This is a genomic window from Pedobacter frigidisoli, assembly GCF_032678525.1.
Classification (GTDB): domain Bacteria; phylum Bacteroidota; class Bacteroidia; order Sphingobacteriales; family Sphingobacteriaceae; genus Pedobacter; species Pedobacter frigidisoli_A.
Map to the genome: position 1 here is coordinate 645,471 of NZ_JAVTSE010000003.1, position 15,450 is coordinate 660,920.

A 15,450-nucleotide genomic window follows, 5' to 3' on the forward strand; every position below is an offset into this window, starting at 1 on the left:
ATGTGTTCTATCAAATCAGACATTTTCTTGCGAAAAACATTTCTATAAGTTTGTAAGCGTCATGCTATTTTTTAACATAAAGTACTTGTTATATGGGTAATCAACCAAAACTAAAAATCGGACTTTTCGGCATTGGCCTTGATGCCTACTGGACGCAGTTTGAAGGCCTGGAAAACCGGCTTCTAGATTATCTTGATGTTATCGCTGGAAAATTGGAATTATTTGATGCAGAGGTATTGAATCTTGGTCTGATTGATAATGTGGATAAAGCTTTCTTGGCAGGAGACTATTTCAAAACTGAGAACGTCGACCTTATCTTCCTGTATGTTTCAACCTATGCTCTTTCTGCAACAGTACTCCCGGTAGTAAGAAAAGCCAACGTCCCTGTAATAGTGCTCAATCTTTCGCCTCAGGCAAGCATCGACTACCAGGCATTCAATCAAACCGGTGATCGTACGAAAATGACTGGTGAGTGGCTGGCTCATTGCTCATCATGTTCGGTACCAGAAATCGCCAACGTTTTCAAAAGATGTAAAATTCCATTTTTTCAGATCACCGGTATGCTCAAAGATGATCCGCATGTGGAAATGGAAATACGGGAATGGGTGGAAGCAGCTTCAGTAGCCAAAACCTTATATTACAACCGATTGGGCGTAATGGGTAATTATTATGGTGGTATGATGGATATTTACAGTGATCTTACGGCTTTGAATGCTACCTTCGGCGGACATATAGAAGTGATTGAGACTGATGAGCTTTCGGCCCTGAGTGAGCTGGTTACGTTAGAAGAGATAAAAGAAAAAAGAATAGAAATTGAAAACCTTTTTGAAGTCCAGCCGGATTGTTCTGAAGAAGAACTATATCGGGCAGCTGTTACTTCTGTGGCACTAGATAAAATGGTTTCAAAATATCACATCGGTGCTATTTCTTATTACCACAAGGGCACAGGTAATAAGGCAAATGAAAACACAGCGAGTTCAGTAATTATTGGCAATTCCATACTTACCAGCAAAAATATTCCGGTAGCAGGCGAGTTTGAGATAAAAAATGCGTACGCGATGAAAATCATTGACAGTTTTGGCGCAGGTGGGTCGTTCACAGAATACTACGCCATGGATTACAAGGATGATATTGTCCTTATGGGGCATGATGGACCTTGCCATCCCAAGATCTCAGCTGGAAAAATCAAGGTGCGGCCCCTTCAGGTTTATCATGGAAAAGTAGGCCAGGGACTATCGGTGGAGATGTCTGTTGCACATGGCCCTGTAACCCTGCTCTCAGTAGTCGAAAATGGTGATGGAACAATTAAACTACTGCTTGCTGAGGCTGAATCCGTAAAAGGAGAGATTCTTGAAATAGGAAACACAAACTCGCGATACCATTTTGCAATCGGCGCAAGAAACTTTGTAGAGCAATGGAACAGCCATGGACCTGCCCATCATTGCGCGGTAGGGAGCGGACATCTAGCTTCCAAAATAAAAAAATTGGGCTGCATATTAAAAATCAATACCGTCACAGTTTGCTGACGACCTCAGCCACAATGCTAAAAACTACACTGTCCCCTTATTTAACTCACCTATATTAATATATTTCAAACAGCTTTACGTTTGACACATTGACCACGACCCCTTAAAAAAGGATTTGATAAGTTTGTATTGGATGGCATCCATTCGTACCAGTTTTCTTGTTGGTAGATAACATTGAAACAATCAGAATATTCTCCATCAGCTAACAATCAGCGGGAACAAACTCGGAAGAAAATTAAATTATCAACTTCCGAGATGTAATGCCAGACGTAAGCAGAAATTAAGCTAATCGAAGGTAACAATTGCCTTAATCACTCCTGTATCTATTGCGGAAAGTTCATCAAATTTACCAATCAACATTTCAAATGGGACACGGTGACTAATGTATTTTTCTACATTTAGCAAACCGCTTTTTATACATTGCATGACGTGGAGAAAATCTGCAGGAAGGGCATTTCTGCTACTCATCAAAGTGCCTTCTTTCTTGTGAAATTCGGGGTGAGAAAATGTGATATCAGCTTTTTGGAGACCGATCATTACCATCCGTCCACCGTGAGCAATTATGGGAAATGCACGCTCAATTGCATTGAGGTTACCCGTACAATCAAATACAGCTGTCGGTAGATTACCAGAATTAAATTGCAGAATCTTTGTTACCGGATCTTCGCTGAGGGGATTGATAGTACCTAATATTTCCAATTCACGCTCACAAAATGCAAGGCGTGTTTTATTAACATCCATCATAATCACATGGGCGCCAGCGATCCTGCAAAAATCTGCCGTGGCCAGACCAATTGGTCCAGCGCCGATGACCAGCACCGTTTCACCCGGACAAATGAATGCCCTGGAGACACCATGAGCGCCGATAGCTAAGGGTTCTATCAGGGCCAGATGATCTGTAGGTAAGCCTCCGCCATCGATAATAAGTGCATCAGGTACCGAAATATATTCCCTCATTGCCCCGTCAACATGAACACCCATTACTTTTATGGAAATACAGCAATTCGTTTTTCCATTTCTGCAGGCGAGACATTCTCCACAATAAATATAAGGACTAACTGTGACCTGCTGCCCGAGAGTGAAAATCTGATTGTCACTCTGGTAAATTTCTGCACAAATCTCGTGTCCCAACACCCGGGGATAACTAAAAAATGGTTGATTGCCAGCAAAGGCATGGTAATCAGTCCCACAAATACCAATCCGTTTTATTCTTAAAATGGAATGTCCAGGTAATGGAACGGGCATATCACTTTTTTTTATAGAAAACTTACCTGGTTCTATGCATACAATTGATTTCATTTTTAGTAGTTTTGTATTAATCCCTCTTCTACCATTTCTTCCCAGAATTGAGCAGAAACCCTTGACTGAGCTAATTTAATATTCTGTGCTACCTTTTCCGGTCTACTGCTACTCAGTGCTATGGATGATATGCCAGGAAAATGTAGTGCAAAGGCACAACAAGCTTCTGCAGGTGAAATTTCATATTTCTTACAGAGATTGAAAAATGAATCCCTCCATTCAAAAAGTTTTCTGCCGTAAGCACTCCCTTTACTGACCAATTGATAATTATAAAAATCCCCTCCAATTAAAAAGCCGCCGTTAAATACAGCAGAATTGATCACCCTGACCCCTTTTGATGACACCGAATTAATAAATTCGATCAGTTCGATTGGATGGGTCTTAATAGTAAGACTATTGGCAATCATGATCCAGTCGAGGGATACCCGAGATGAAATTTCTTCAATTATTTTCCAGTCTTTGGCACCAATGCCAATGGAATCAACTTTTCCTTCATCCCTCAACTCTTTTAAGGCCCTATAAGCTTCAAAAATATCATCTAACCGTTTAATGCGATCAGCCTCGCTGGTACTTGCTGCCAAATACTCATCAGGATCATGTACGGAAACCATATTAGCCTGATATTTCCCAAGCAATTCATTGCCCTGATGGAAACATTCAAGTATTCCCCGATAACTAATGCGCTGAACAGCATCATAATCGATTTCAGCCCAGACCCCTTTTTCAAAAGTTGGTTCTTTGCCAGTCAAAGGAACCCGATACCAACCCAGTTTATTACTAATGGCTATTTCAGCTTCATTAACACCAAGTTCCTCCAGACATTTGCCTAGAACTTCCAAAGCCAGGCCTGCACCATATTTCCCTGCCGTGTCAAATAAAATACCGTCGGAACTGCAATCAATAATTTCCTTTATAATTTCCTTCTTGACCATATAGGGCAGCGCTTTATAAAGATTCCCCAAGCTACTAGTGCCGAAAACCACCCGAGGCAAAACATTTTTTCTACTATCCATTTTATTTACCATTATATTAAACCCAATCTTAATCTGTAATTTTCCACAGTTCAACGCTAATTTAAGGCTAATACCACAACACTCAACGGTGGAAGGATAATCTCAAGATGATCTCCTTTTTTGCTGGCACCATTGAAGATTTTTGGAACTATTTTATCCGGCTGCTCAAAGGTGTTATGATCGGTATATTCAGAAGAGGTAATGATCTGACCACTTACATTTTTCCAGTCCGAAGACTCTACCACCGTACGTAATGAAATAGACTTTTTTGAATCCATATTTACCAGTGAAATATGTGTTACACCAAGTGAATCAATAGAGGCAGAAACACTAATTGCGTCTATTTTTTGTCCATTGAATTCATATTGAGGCGAAATCAATGCAACTGGAATCAATTTTGCGTCCTGGTGTATTTTGTATAGGTCAAAAACATGATAAGTTGGTGTTAACAGCATCTTATTCTTTTCTGTCAAAATAAGTGCTTGCAGCACATTAACTGTTTGAGCAAGATTAGCCATTTTCACACGGTCTGCATGCGAATTAAATATATTTAAAGTTGCACCCGCAATGAGCGCATCACGCATAGAATTTTGCTGGTATAGAAACCCAGGATTAGTCCCGGCCTCCACATTTGTCCATATCCCCCACTCGTCTACAACCAAAGCCACCTTTTTCGATGGATCAATCTTGTCCATGATTGCACTGTGACGCTGGATTAGGGTATCCATCCTGATTGCTTTCTGCATGGCACTAAAATATTGCCGTTCATCGAATTGAGTAGCTGACCCTTTATCTTTCCAAACTCCAGGAACGACGTAGTAATGTAAAGACATACCCCACATTCTATTGTTAGAGATATTCTTCATCAGCGTTTCTGTCCAATTGTAGTCATCAACGTTCGGGCCACCTGCAATTTTCTTTAAATTCGTTCCAGGATAATTCTTGGCGAATGTAGCATAACGGTTATACAAGGATGCATAATAATCTGCTTTCATATTGCCTCCACATCCCCAATTTTCATTGCCAACCCCCCAAAAACTAACCTTCCACGGTTCTTTACGGCCATTTTTAGACCGAAGTCGGGTCATAGGACTATCACCATTGAAATTAAGATACTCTACCCATTTGCTCATTTCTTCAACCGTTCCACTTCCTACGTTGCCACAGATATATGGCTCAGCTCGGAGAAGTTGACAAAGTTCAAGAAATTCATGGGTACCAAAACTGTTATCCTCCGTTACACCGCCCCAGTTTGTATTGATCATTTTTGGTCTCTTTTTCGGAGCGCCAATACCATCTCTCCAGTGGTATTCATCCGCAAAGCACCCGCCTGGCCAGCGTAAGTTAGGTATATTGATCTTTTTCAATGCCGCCACGATGTCCATACGTATCCGGCCCTTATTTGGAACAGTAGAATTGGGAGAAACCCAGAAACCGTCGTATATGCAGCGTCCCAGATGCTCAGAAAAGTGTCCATAAATATGTTTACTGATGATGACTGGATCTGAAGGCTGTGCCCGTAGTGTCAGGCTTGCAATCTGCTGCGCATCTGCGCAATAAACCGAAACGACAGTAATAATGCTTAAAAGTATTTTTTTCATTTTAAATTTTTCTTGGGTGTCAAATTATAACCGATAAGTTTCTTTGTCAGGCAAAGGATAAGTAAACCTTCAGCGGTTAGCAGGAAACTCATTACATATTCTCAATGCAATAGTAACCTTATCCAAATGGGATACAAAGGTTTAAAAGCCGGCCTAATCCTTGATCATAATGGCTTTGTCTGATTTGAACGGTAGTTTAATACTTTTTAAAGTTACCTGGCTACAATTTTTTTGCACCAATACCGGGATGTTGACACCTGATTTGACTTCAACATTTTTAAATACAGCAGCCTGGACATCATCCAGAACTATTGCAGGTCTAAAGTCTTCTTTCTTATAAGAGAATCTGACATTGTTAAGTGTTACGCCCTTGACATGACGCAAATAGATTGCCCAACAAGGCAGTTCACCAAACATACTAAACTCTGGATAATTAGCTGGATTTTCAGGAATGCTATCAATTTTATCAATGGGGATATTGGCAACTGATTTCAAAGCTCCACCACCATATATAATTGAAATATCCTCAATAACCACATTTTCAACATTATGTCCAGGCAAACCCGTTATAGATGCTGGAATGAGATTGTGGGCAGCGACTTTGGGTAAAGGTCCCTCAATTGGGTATCCCGCATCTGGCTTCTCGTTAGGAATCTCAGCCGTCAATTTTGAAATTCGAATGTTTTTAATCGAGCTATACCTCTCGTCCTGATTGCGGTGTCCCAATCGGATGAAAATTGCATTGCCCGAGTATTTTACCTTAACGTCAGCTATGTCAACGTTTTCGATAAATCCACCGTCAACTGCCTCAAGCGCAATAGCAGAACGATAGGTATTGTATACCGTAATGTTCCGTACCATTATATTCCGAAATCCTCCAAATGAGCCCGTACCCAGTTTGAACCCACTGGCACTTGATCTTATAACGCAGTTTTCGACATACACATTTTCACATATGCCAGGCTTTCCTTCCGACTTCAGGCATATGCCATCATCCGCAGCATCAATATCACAATTAGTAATTCGAACGTCCCTGCTGTTTACGATGTCAATTCCGTCATTATTCCAGTATTCTGTGCTTTCTACTCTGATACTATCTATGTTTACACCATTGCATCCAACGAAATCCTGTACCCATCCTGCACTATTTTTCAAGGTTATCTGCTTAATGCTAACCTTATCGCAATCCGTGAAAGCAATTAGTCTTGGCCGGTTCCGTTCGGAGGGCCGCTTGAATGACCAGGTTTCGTCCTGGAGAATACCATCGTGAAGCAGGCTAATTAGGTCCTTGACTACTTCACGGCCCTGGCCATTAACAATCCCTGAGCCGCTAAGTGCAATCGAAGATTGACCACGGGCAAATATTAAAGCAGTAATCCATTCTTTACCATAGTCCAAACGATGCGTACTACCTAATAGTTCGGCTCCGGAACTAACGTGTAACTCAACACCTGATCGCAGCTCTATCGGACCAGTTGTAAACCTACCTACAGGTACCAGAACCCTGCCACCACCAGCTGCAGATGCAGCGTTGATTGCAGCCTGGATTGCCGGCGCGTTATTAAATCCCATAGCTGTTTTTGCACCATAATTTAGAATGTTAAAGTCTTTTGCTTTGCCGTAACAGGTACAAGAGAGCAGAATAAAGATAAACAATAACCATTTTCTGAACATCATAAAATAATAAAAAGATAATCAAAATCTGCCACCCTTGAGGTGGCAGGAAAAAATTAGTATCCGGTGTTTTGCGGAAAAGGAATGCGGTTAAGATCAATTTGACTTTGTGGGATCGGCCTCAACAGGAAATGACTGTCTATTGATGAATTGGCCGCTTTTGCTTCCTCATTATAAAGCAACACGCGAGGAAAAAGTCTACCTGTTCTTTTTAACTCAAACCATCGAAATTCTTCACCAACGAGTTCACGAGCACGCTCATCCAGAATATCATCAATACTTAGAGTTGTCACTTGCATTTCACTTGAATAACTTGATCCGGTCAGTGGATTGATTCCCGCTTTTGCCGCTCGTGTGCGGAGAATATTGAAATATTGGATTGCTTTACTAGAATTGCCAGCTTTTAAAAAAGCCTCTGCTGCAATTAAATAAGTTTCTCCTAGACGAAATACATAGGTATCCCTTATACCCTGATTGTCGCCGTAGGCTAGATTTAATTCTCTAAATTTTTTAAATTCCGGATAAGATCGTGAGATACTTAACACAGGATTACGATATTCTGACGGGTTAACAACGAGATATTTTCTAGCTGCCTTCTGAGCCGTGGTAAATGCGATATCAGGATAGTAGATCACTGTATCACCCACAGAAAAGGCTTTTCCATTAAAATTCCCAGCAACTTGGGCAACCAATGCATTATGTACTGTAGCTGAGTATCTCCTGTCCCTTAATTTATCAAATAACCCAAAGAAAAAGGGCGTTGGAGCGGCCAGGTAATTTGGTTTTCCATAAAGGCCGCTTCTGCCCAACGGAGTGATACTTTGGGTATCCCACAGAAAATACTGGTGCAAACTATTGCCTGCACCATTGCTTTGAGTAGTGGAGCTGTATTGTACCGAAAAAATCACTTCCTTATTTACCTGAAAATTAGCTATTGTAGGATCAAAAAGACTAGCAAAATCCATATTAAGTGCATATGTACCAGAATTGATAATGCCTTCAGCCAACGATGCCGCGTTACTAAAATCTGTAGATACTCCATAGCTTTTATATCCCCTTGTGAGATAGACCTTTGAAAGTAAATGTTGAGCCATGCCTTTTGTTACTCTTCCAAAGTCACTTGCAGAAACTGGTAAAATTGCTATGGCATCATTTAAATCAACGATGATTTGGTTGTATACATCCTGCTCTGGTGTTCTGGTAAGCTCATAATTTGGCGCAGTAGAACGCTGAAGTATTAATGGTACCGCCCCGAAAGTCTCCGTGAGTAAAAAATATTCATAGGCACGCAAGGTTTTGAGTTCACCTATCCGCGCATTTAGCGTAACCGGATTGAGTCCCTGGACTTGGGTTGACCAGTATAGGCCATTATTAGCCAGGTTGATAGAATAATAAAGGTGTTTATAATATCCGTCTACATCTCCGAGAGCAGAATTCAGAGAAGCGTTATACAGATTCAAAAAATTGATATCTGTGGTGTTGTATGAACTAAAAATATCTGTACCTAGTGCGTATAAACTACTGTAGTTTACTGTTGTGCGTAAGGGAGAATAGTTGGATTTAACCAAATCTTCAAAACCAGAGGCTGTATTATAGTATGTTTCTGCTGTACGGCCCCCAAGATTTTCTTCCACAAGGTATTTTTTACATCCGCTTAGAATCACCATTATGGTGATTGCCAAAATAATATTTCTATATATATATATCATGATGATTATTTTTATTCTAAAGACTAATATTCAATCCAAACAGGAAAGTTCTGGTACGAAAATTTTGGAGTTCAAACGTGCTGAGATCAGCCGTTTCCGGATCCCAACCAATAAAATCAGTCCAGATGAATGGGTTAACTGCCGTCGCATAAAGCCGTAAACTACTGACTTTAAGCTTTGATGTCAACCTTTTCGAGAAAGTGTAGCCCATCGTGATATTACTAATCTTGGTATAAGAGGCATCCATGAATGTTCTAGCTGTCTTTCTGTTACCATCGGTTTCCAAAGCTGGATTTGCCCAATAGTTTGCATTATTTGTTGGTGTCCAATACGCCCGGTTAAGTACGTTAAATCTCGCGCGACCCTGATCGTCATTTACAAACGCACCTGTAAAAGCACTCGCCTGGGTTACTCCCTGACGCGTATAAAGGGTGAAACCCAAATCCAGGTTTTTGTAGGTAAAAGTATTTGTTATCCCACCGAACCAGTTTGGAATATCACTTCCTAATACCTGACGATCATCAGTGGTAATCTTCTTATCTCCATTCACATCTTCTATTTTATACTGCCCTGGAATCTGACCATATAAGGCTGCCTGAGCAGCTTCATCATTCTGCCAAACGCCTAACACTTTATAATTATAGATTACCCTTGATTTTTCCCCTATAAACCTTGAGTTTCCCACATCATTTTTCCCATCTCCATAGAGATCAAGGATCTCATTGTGATTTGCCGAAAAGTTAACTGAACTTACCCAACTGAAGTCTCCGCTTTTAACATTGGTGCTGTTCAGATTGACTTCTACACCTTTGTTTAAAACTGAGCCGAGATTGGTAACCACGGTACTGAATCCATTTGCCGCAGGAATTTGTTGCAGTAGAATAGAACCTTTCGACGTTTTATGGTAATAATCTACTTGCAAGGACAATCTACTTTTTAACATCGTAAGCTCAATACCCCCATTGTACTCGTTTGTCGTTTCCCAAGTTAAACCTTTATCGATAAGAGCGGTCGGTGCAAACCCGTTAGCTATAACACCGTTGAAATCATACTGGGTACTTCCAATAGTTGATTGAGTAACATAAGGTCCAAGATAGAAGCTTCTGTTAGCATTTCCTGAGCGTCCATAGCTTACGCGCAACTTGAGAAAGTCAATAAAGGAAATGTCTTTGATAAATTTTTCATTACTTATGATCCAGGCAATAGCGGCAGAGGGAAAAAATCCATATTTACGGTCTTCATTTAGTATTGAATTTCCGTCACGTCTCCCTGTCAGGGTAAACAAATATTTGTTATCAAGGGTATAATTAAAACGGGCAAAAAAAGATGCCAATGTTTGCTTGTTGTAACTACTAGATACTGCAGTTACTGGCTGTAGGGTAGTTCCGTTCACCGTTACGGTAGTGGCTGTACCAACATTATACCATAAAGAGCGGTATGGAAGTCCCTGAACATCAATTAAATTATCATCATATTGATAATAATTGAGCGACTGGCCGAAAGTTGCGTCAAACTTATGCCTTCCTAGTTCTTTCTCATAAGAGATTATGTTATCCAGCGTATAGTTGAAATAATGTTTGGCACCATTTTGCCCTTGTGCCGCCCTATTACCCGCCCTGATTTTAGTAAAAGTATCAAAATAAGCTCCATAGCGCTGAAAAGTGATATCGGGCGTAAATGAACTTCTGATTTTCAAACCCTTTACCGGAGTAAGTTCTGCAAAGACATTAGGAAACAACCTTACGTTTTGTATTTTTCTGATCTCATTGTCATAATCAAAGAGGGGATTTGTAATTTGCGATTCCGTCTCATATGTAAAAAATCTGTTGGAACCGTCGGTATTGTATGCACTTCCGGTAGGCCTCAGGCGATAGGCACTTCTAAAGGCCTCCAAAGAACTAGGATTGTTGTCAGTAAAAGCTGAATAAATTGAAGCGCCAGCCTTAAATACTCCTCCAAAGTTCCGGTCCATCCCCACTTTCAACGTATATTTTTTAAGGTTTTCCACCATCTGTGTCCCCTGATAAAGCTGGTATCCTGCAGAAAGAAAATAGCTGGTCTTATCGTCACCCCCTGCGATGTTGAGGTTGTGGTTAGTTTGAAGGCCATTTCTTTTTATGAGCTTGATCCAATCTGTATAATTACCCGTTGCTATGTTGGCGATTTCTGTAGGAGAAAAAATCTGATTATCAGGTACTGGTGTATAAGGATTGGCAGCAGTAGCATTCAATCGGGCTTTTGTATCATAGAACTCTCTCGCATAGGCGACAAACTGCTCACCATTCATCATTTCCGGTAAATGATATCCATTCACAACTCCCACATAGGCATCATAATTGATCCGTGTAGTACCTCTAGAACCTCTTTTGGTGGAAACGATCACCACCCCGTTTGCACCACGCGAACCAAATATAGCAGTTGACGAGGCATCTTTCAACACATCGATACGTTCGATATCAGCAGGATTAATATCATTGATATTTCCAGTAGGAATTCCATCGACTACATAAAGCGGTTGTGTATTACCTGTTATAGAATTAGCCCCACGAATCTCGATAGACATATCAGCACCAGGTTTACCTGATGTCTTCCTAACATCAACACCAGACATCCTGCCTTGAAGCGCCTCCTGTGCATTTGTCGCACGGGATTTAACAATTTCGGCATTGTCAATAGTGGCAACAGTACCTGTAAGGTCGCGTTTCTTCTTGGTTCCATAACCAATAACGACCACATCATCTAAACCCTTACTGTCGTCGTCCAAAACGACATTTAATGTGTTGTCAATTACGGGCAACTCTTTGGAAATAAACCCAATTGAAGAAAATACTATGGTCGATCCTTTAGTAGCATTTATCGAATAAACACCATTAACGTCTGTTGTTGTACCAACAGTTAGGTTTTTCATCTTGACGCTAACTCCTGGAATAGGCTTACCATCTTTTCCGCTTACTTTTCCTTTGACCGGTAAGCTTTGTCCGAAGGCAACATACTGATAAAATACCAGTATGGTGATTAATTTAAGTTTGATTTTCATCTTATATTTGGTTATTATTAAAATTTTCAATTTTATTGGCGCCGGCCAATTTCGCGCAAGGCACATTGATTTTTTTAGCTATACAAACTTTGCTCCTGACGAGGTTTTGGTTTTGTGTAAAACTTTCCTCCCAAAAACCTTGGCCAGTGTTGATCATTCTGACAGTTCAGAAACATTTGTGTTAACGTGATGGGGGAATCGGTTTGTTGTATAAATACAAGCTGATCAAATAAAATTGTTCAGGCTGTAAATATTATTCATCAGTACCCATTTTTCTCCAGGTTTTGCCCATGGAATAGCCTGCTGATATTTCCACATCAATTTTTCCCATTCCCGAACCTTGGGGTTCTGGGCATCCATTATTTCTTTACGGTCGAAGTCGAAATCTCCAGTAACTTCCATGATCATAAACAATCTCGTCCCTGTCCGATAGATTTCCATGTTAGTTACTCCGGCTTTTATAATACTTGTTTTAATTTCTGGCCAACCATTACGGTGATAAGCTTCATATTCAGCGATTAAATTTGGATCATCCACAAGATCCAGTGCGAAACAGTGTCTAGGCATGCTCTATACGATTTGATTTACTTGGTTAATTTATTTTTAAGCCTATGTCTTGAGTATCCGAAAACACAAATTATGCAGAAACAGAAAAGAGGAACGATATAGCCAAACTGAATATTGGATGTTTCATCGCTGATGTAACCAAATATTCGAGGTATAACTGCTCCTCCAACTATGGACATTATTAAAAGGCTGCTTCCATACTCGGTATCCTCGCCTAGTTCATGGATCCCAATAGCAAAAATAGTAGGAAACATGATGGAAATGAAAAAGCAGATTCCGATAACGGAATAAAGGGTAATTGGCCCTGTAGCGATAATGGCAATTAGACAAAGAAAAATATTGAATCCGGCATATACCCATAGTAAAAGTTCGGGCTGGAAATAGCGCATTAGATAGGTACTAAAAAATCTCCCTATTAAAAATGCTAAACCACAGATGCCAAGATAATTGGCAGCCTGACTTTCTGTAATGCCAGCTGACTTGGTCGCATAGAGGATAAAGAGACTAAACACAGAAACCTGTGCACCGACGTAAAAAAATTGAGCTGTCACAGCCCATGATAGTTGCTGATGTCTCAGCGTCTGAAAGATGTTCTTTCCGGTGTTTTTATGGCCGCTGTTACCCTTAGCAATTTCAGGAAGTCTGGTGAAGAGAAATATCAAAGCTATAACAAGCAGGAGACTAACTAAAATCAGGTAAGGTATTTTTACAGAGGAGGCCTCAGCGGCAAGCGTAATTTTTCTAAGCGATTGTGGCATATGACTTAACTCTTTTTCTGTTACGCCTTTAAGCAAAATAAACTTTGCGCCTAAGATCGGAGCTGCTGATGTAGCCAGTCCATTGAAGGATTGGGCGAGATTTAAACGAAATGCCGAAGATTCTGGAGGGCCTAATGCGGTAATATACGGATTAGCAGCTGTTTCAAGTATTGTCAGGCCACAGGCGATGACGAACAAAGCGGCAAGAAAAAAACTATAAGACTGCACATTAGCTGCAGGGATAAAAAGGTAGCAACCTACTGCAAAAACAACCAGCCCACTGACAATACCTGTTTTATAACCAAGAGTCTTCATGATCATACCCGCAGGAATAGCCATTAAAAAGTACGCAATAAATACTGCAGAGTCAACCAAAGTGGCCTGTGTCATACTTAAGGTAAAAGACCTTTTTAAATGCGGAATAAGTATAGGATCTAAATTATGGGCAAAACCCCACAAAAAGAACAAAGAAGTTATGAGTACTATTGCGAAAGTATGATTTTTCATTTGAATAATTTTTACTTGTAGCGGCTCCAAGTTTGAGATTTAGGCATTGCGACTAATCGTTTTCAGTTTTAAATAATTGATCAACTAATTTTCAAAACGTAAGCGTAGCTTAAATCTGGTATGCTTCCAGGCAAATCAATCGATAGGCCTGAATTGTTTTGTTTAAATTGATCAATTTGCGCATGGCCCAGCAATTCAATCTTCTTTACTGAAATACCGCTTGAATTGCCTAGGCTTTTAATAATCAGCTTTCCATCTTCTGGCCAACCAAGAACGATTGCATAAAGAAAAGCACCTTTTTTTGTGAATCTCACATCTCGTGAAGTGAACGGTTTGTTCTTCCCTTCATTAAAGCCCTGTGCTTTCAAGGGAGCAAGATCCAAAGTGGAAGGGCCCTCACCGAATATAGACCAAGGACGTGTCCCGAATATGGCTTCCTTATTGATAGACATCCACCTGCCAATTTCTTCCACTACAGCAAGTTCTTCGGAATCAATGCTTCCATCTCCACGAAGCGGAACACTGAGCAGAAGGTTACCATTTTTACTCACTACATCAGCAAGTGTTTGTACAACAGCTTTAGCCGTTTTGTATTTACGGTTTTCAAAGATACGTCGGTCGTAATGCCAGCTACCGATACACGTGCAGGTTTGCCATGGCAGTGGTTCAATCTGGTTGCTCTGTCCCCGCTCAATGTCCCAAACCATACACCTACGTTGTTGCTCGTCAAGAATTTTACCGTTAATCACCGCTTTCAGCTGGCCAGTTCTCTTCACACTGGAATTATACATGTGTGCAGCTATCTTTAATCCAACATCACTAACTGGCCACATCGGCAAAGCAGTGTCATCAAAATAAATAAGTTCCGGATGGTATTTATCTATCAAATCTATGGTACGTTTAAAAAACTTTTCATTGTAGGCTACACTTGGCTCAGCAACACCATTCCCCCAGTTCCATTGTTTATGAATCATTCCATTATCAGCACTGTTTTCACTGAGTGGATGATTCTGAGCATATAATTCCTGAGGATCCTGACCGTTCCACCATTTGTCCTTTCCATCATCCTTCTTTAATTTGCCATCGTATGGAACGCCTGTCATATCCCCCTTTTTATCCGATCTTTGTGCAGTTTCGAACCAACTCCAGGCATGGGCAGCATGGACACTTACACCAAAATTAATTTGGTGTTTCTTTGCAGCTTTCGCCCATCCTCCTACTATATCCTTTTTCGGCCCCATTTTTACCGAATTCCAAGACTGATATTTACTGTCATAGAGATCGAAATTGTCGTGATGGTTGGCAAGTGCTACAAAATATTCTGCACCAGCTTTTTTGTACAATCCGACTAGATATTCAGGATCCCATTTTTCTGCTTTCCAGACATTGATGACATCTTTAAAACCGAATTGCGATGGATGTCCATATTTCTCTCGATGGTATTTATATTGATCACTACCTTCTTCATACATCCCTCTCGCGTACCAATCCCCGCGTTCAGGCTGACATTGTGGCCCCCAGTGAGCCCAGATACCAAATTTTGCATCACGGTACCAATCTGGTACACTATATGTAGATAGAGATTCCCAGGTTGGAGAAAACGGAACACGGATGTGAGCAGAAGACCCATCCGGATTTAGGAAAATGTTACCTTTAGCAACCGCATCAGATAGCCATAATGATGGGATAATGGTTGCAAGGTTTTTTAATAAGGTTCGTCTTTTCATGATTACTTAAATTGTATGGTTGCTTATACTTG

Annotated in this window: 10 protein-coding genes; 1 reads left to right on the top strand and 9 read right to left on the bottom strand. The window is 40.5% G+C overall.

Going from position 1 to position 15,450, the window contains the following annotated elements; translation table 11 throughout:
• Nucleotides 1-92 precede the first annotated feature (92 nt).
• Nucleotides 93-1,526: an arabinose isomerase gene (locus R2Q80_RS11710; RefSeq protein WP_316799794.1), complete on the top strand. Its 1,434-nt coding sequence runs from the start codon at nucleotides 93-95 to the stop codon at nucleotides 1,524-1,526.
• Between the two features lie 285 nt (nucleotides 1,527-1,811).
• Here R2Q80_RS11710 and R2Q80_RS11715 read toward each other — a convergent pair whose 3' ends face one another.
• The 9 genes from R2Q80_RS11715 to R2Q80_RS11755 form a co-directional block, all read right to left on the bottom strand.
• Nucleotides 1,812-2,825: a zinc-binding alcohol dehydrogenase family protein gene (locus R2Q80_RS11715; RefSeq protein ID WP_316799795.1), complete on the bottom strand. Its 1,014-nt coding sequence runs from the start codon at nucleotides 2,823-2,825 to the stop codon at nucleotides 1,812-1,814.
• A gap of 2 nt (nucleotides 2,826-2,827) precedes the next feature.
• A complete protein-coding gene (locus tag R2Q80_RS11720) occupies nucleotides 2,828-3,838 on the bottom strand; it encodes an aldo/keto reductase (RefSeq protein ID WP_316799796.1) in 1,011 nt (336 codons plus the stop codon).
• Nucleotides 3,839-3,894: 56 nt separating this feature from the next.
• Complete coding sequence (locus R2Q80_RS11725; RefSeq protein WP_316799797.1) at nucleotides 3,895-5,439, bottom strand: alpha-N-arabinofuranosidase; 1,545 nt, start codon at nucleotides 5,437-5,439, stop codon at nucleotides 3,895-3,897.
• A gap of 153 nt (nucleotides 5,440-5,592) precedes the next feature.
• Nucleotides 5,593-7,116, bottom strand: a complete 1,524-nt coding sequence (locus tag R2Q80_RS11730; RefSeq protein ID WP_316799798.1) for a glycoside hydrolase family 28 protein — start codon at nucleotides 7,114-7,116, stop codon at nucleotides 5,593-5,595.
• A 53-nt stretch (nucleotides 7,117-7,169) separates the two neighbouring features.
• Entirely contained in the window at nucleotides 7,170-8,822 is a 1,653-nt protein-coding gene (locus R2Q80_RS11735; protein WP_316799799.1) for a RagB/SusD family nutrient uptake outer membrane protein, read from the bottom strand.
• Nucleotides 8,823-8,838: 16 nt separating this feature from the next.
• Nucleotides 8,839-11,859 (bottom strand): TonB-dependent receptor, encoded by a 3,021-nt coding sequence (locus R2Q80_RS11740; protein WP_316799800.1) that lies wholly within the window; start codon nucleotides 11,857-11,859, stop codon nucleotides 8,839-8,841.
• Nucleotides 11,860-12,084: 225 nt separating this feature from the next.
• Nucleotides 12,085-12,426, bottom strand: a complete 342-nt coding sequence (locus R2Q80_RS11745) for an L-rhamnose mutarotase (RefSeq protein ID WP_316799801.1) — start codon at nucleotides 12,424-12,426, stop codon at nucleotides 12,085-12,087.
• Between the two features lie 17 nt (nucleotides 12,427-12,443).
• Nucleotides 12,444-13,691, bottom strand: coding sequence for an L-fucose:H+ symporter permease (gene fucP / locus R2Q80_RS11750; RefSeq protein ID WP_316799802.1), 1,248 nt, complete (start codon nucleotides 13,689-13,691; stop codon nucleotides 12,444-12,446).
• Between the two features lie 80 nt (nucleotides 13,692-13,771).
• Complete coding sequence (locus R2Q80_RS11755) at nucleotides 13,772-15,418, bottom strand: alpha-L-fucosidase (protein WP_316799803.1); 1,647 nt, start codon at nucleotides 15,416-15,418, stop codon at nucleotides 13,772-13,774.
• Nucleotides 15,419-15,450 lie beyond the last annotated feature (32 nt).

Bases quoted from the DNA above. Each gene is read 5' to 3' on its own strand.
- R2Q80_RS11710 (WP_316799794.1), top strand. From the start codon at position 93: ATGGGTAATCAACCAAAACTAAAAATCGGACTTTTCGGCATTGGCCTT.
- R2Q80_RS11715 (WP_316799795.1), bottom strand. From the start codon at position 2,825: ATGAAATCAATTGTATGCATAGAACCAGGTAAGTTTTCTATAAAAAAA.
- R2Q80_RS11720 (WP_316799796.1), bottom strand. From the start codon at position 3,838: ATGGATAGTAGAAAAAATGTTTTGCCTCGGGTGGTTTTCGGCACTAGT.
- R2Q80_RS11725 (WP_316799797.1), bottom strand. From the start codon at position 5,439: ATGAAAAAAATACTTTTAAGCATTATTACTGTCGTTTCGGTTTATTGC.
- R2Q80_RS11730 (WP_316799798.1), bottom strand. From the start codon at position 7,116: ATGATGTTCAGAAAATGGTTATTGTTTATCTTTATTCTGCTCTCTTGT.
- R2Q80_RS11735 (WP_316799799.1), bottom strand. From the start codon at position 8,822: ATGATATATATATATAGAAATATTATTTTGGCAATCACCATAATGGTG.
- R2Q80_RS11740 (WP_316799800.1), bottom strand. From the start codon at position 11,859: ATGAAAATCAAACTTAAATTAATCACCATACTGGTATTTTATCAGTAT.
- R2Q80_RS11745 (WP_316799801.1), bottom strand. From the start codon at position 12,426: ATGCCTAGACACTGTTTCGCACTGGATCTTGTGGATGATCCAAATTTA.
- fucP (WP_316799802.1), bottom strand. From the start codon at position 13,691: ATGAAAAATCATACTTTCGCAATAGTACTCATAACTTCTTTGTTCTTT.
- R2Q80_RS11755 (WP_316799803.1), bottom strand. From the start codon at position 15,418: ATGAAAAGACGAACCTTATTAAAAAACCTTGCAACCATTATCCCATCA.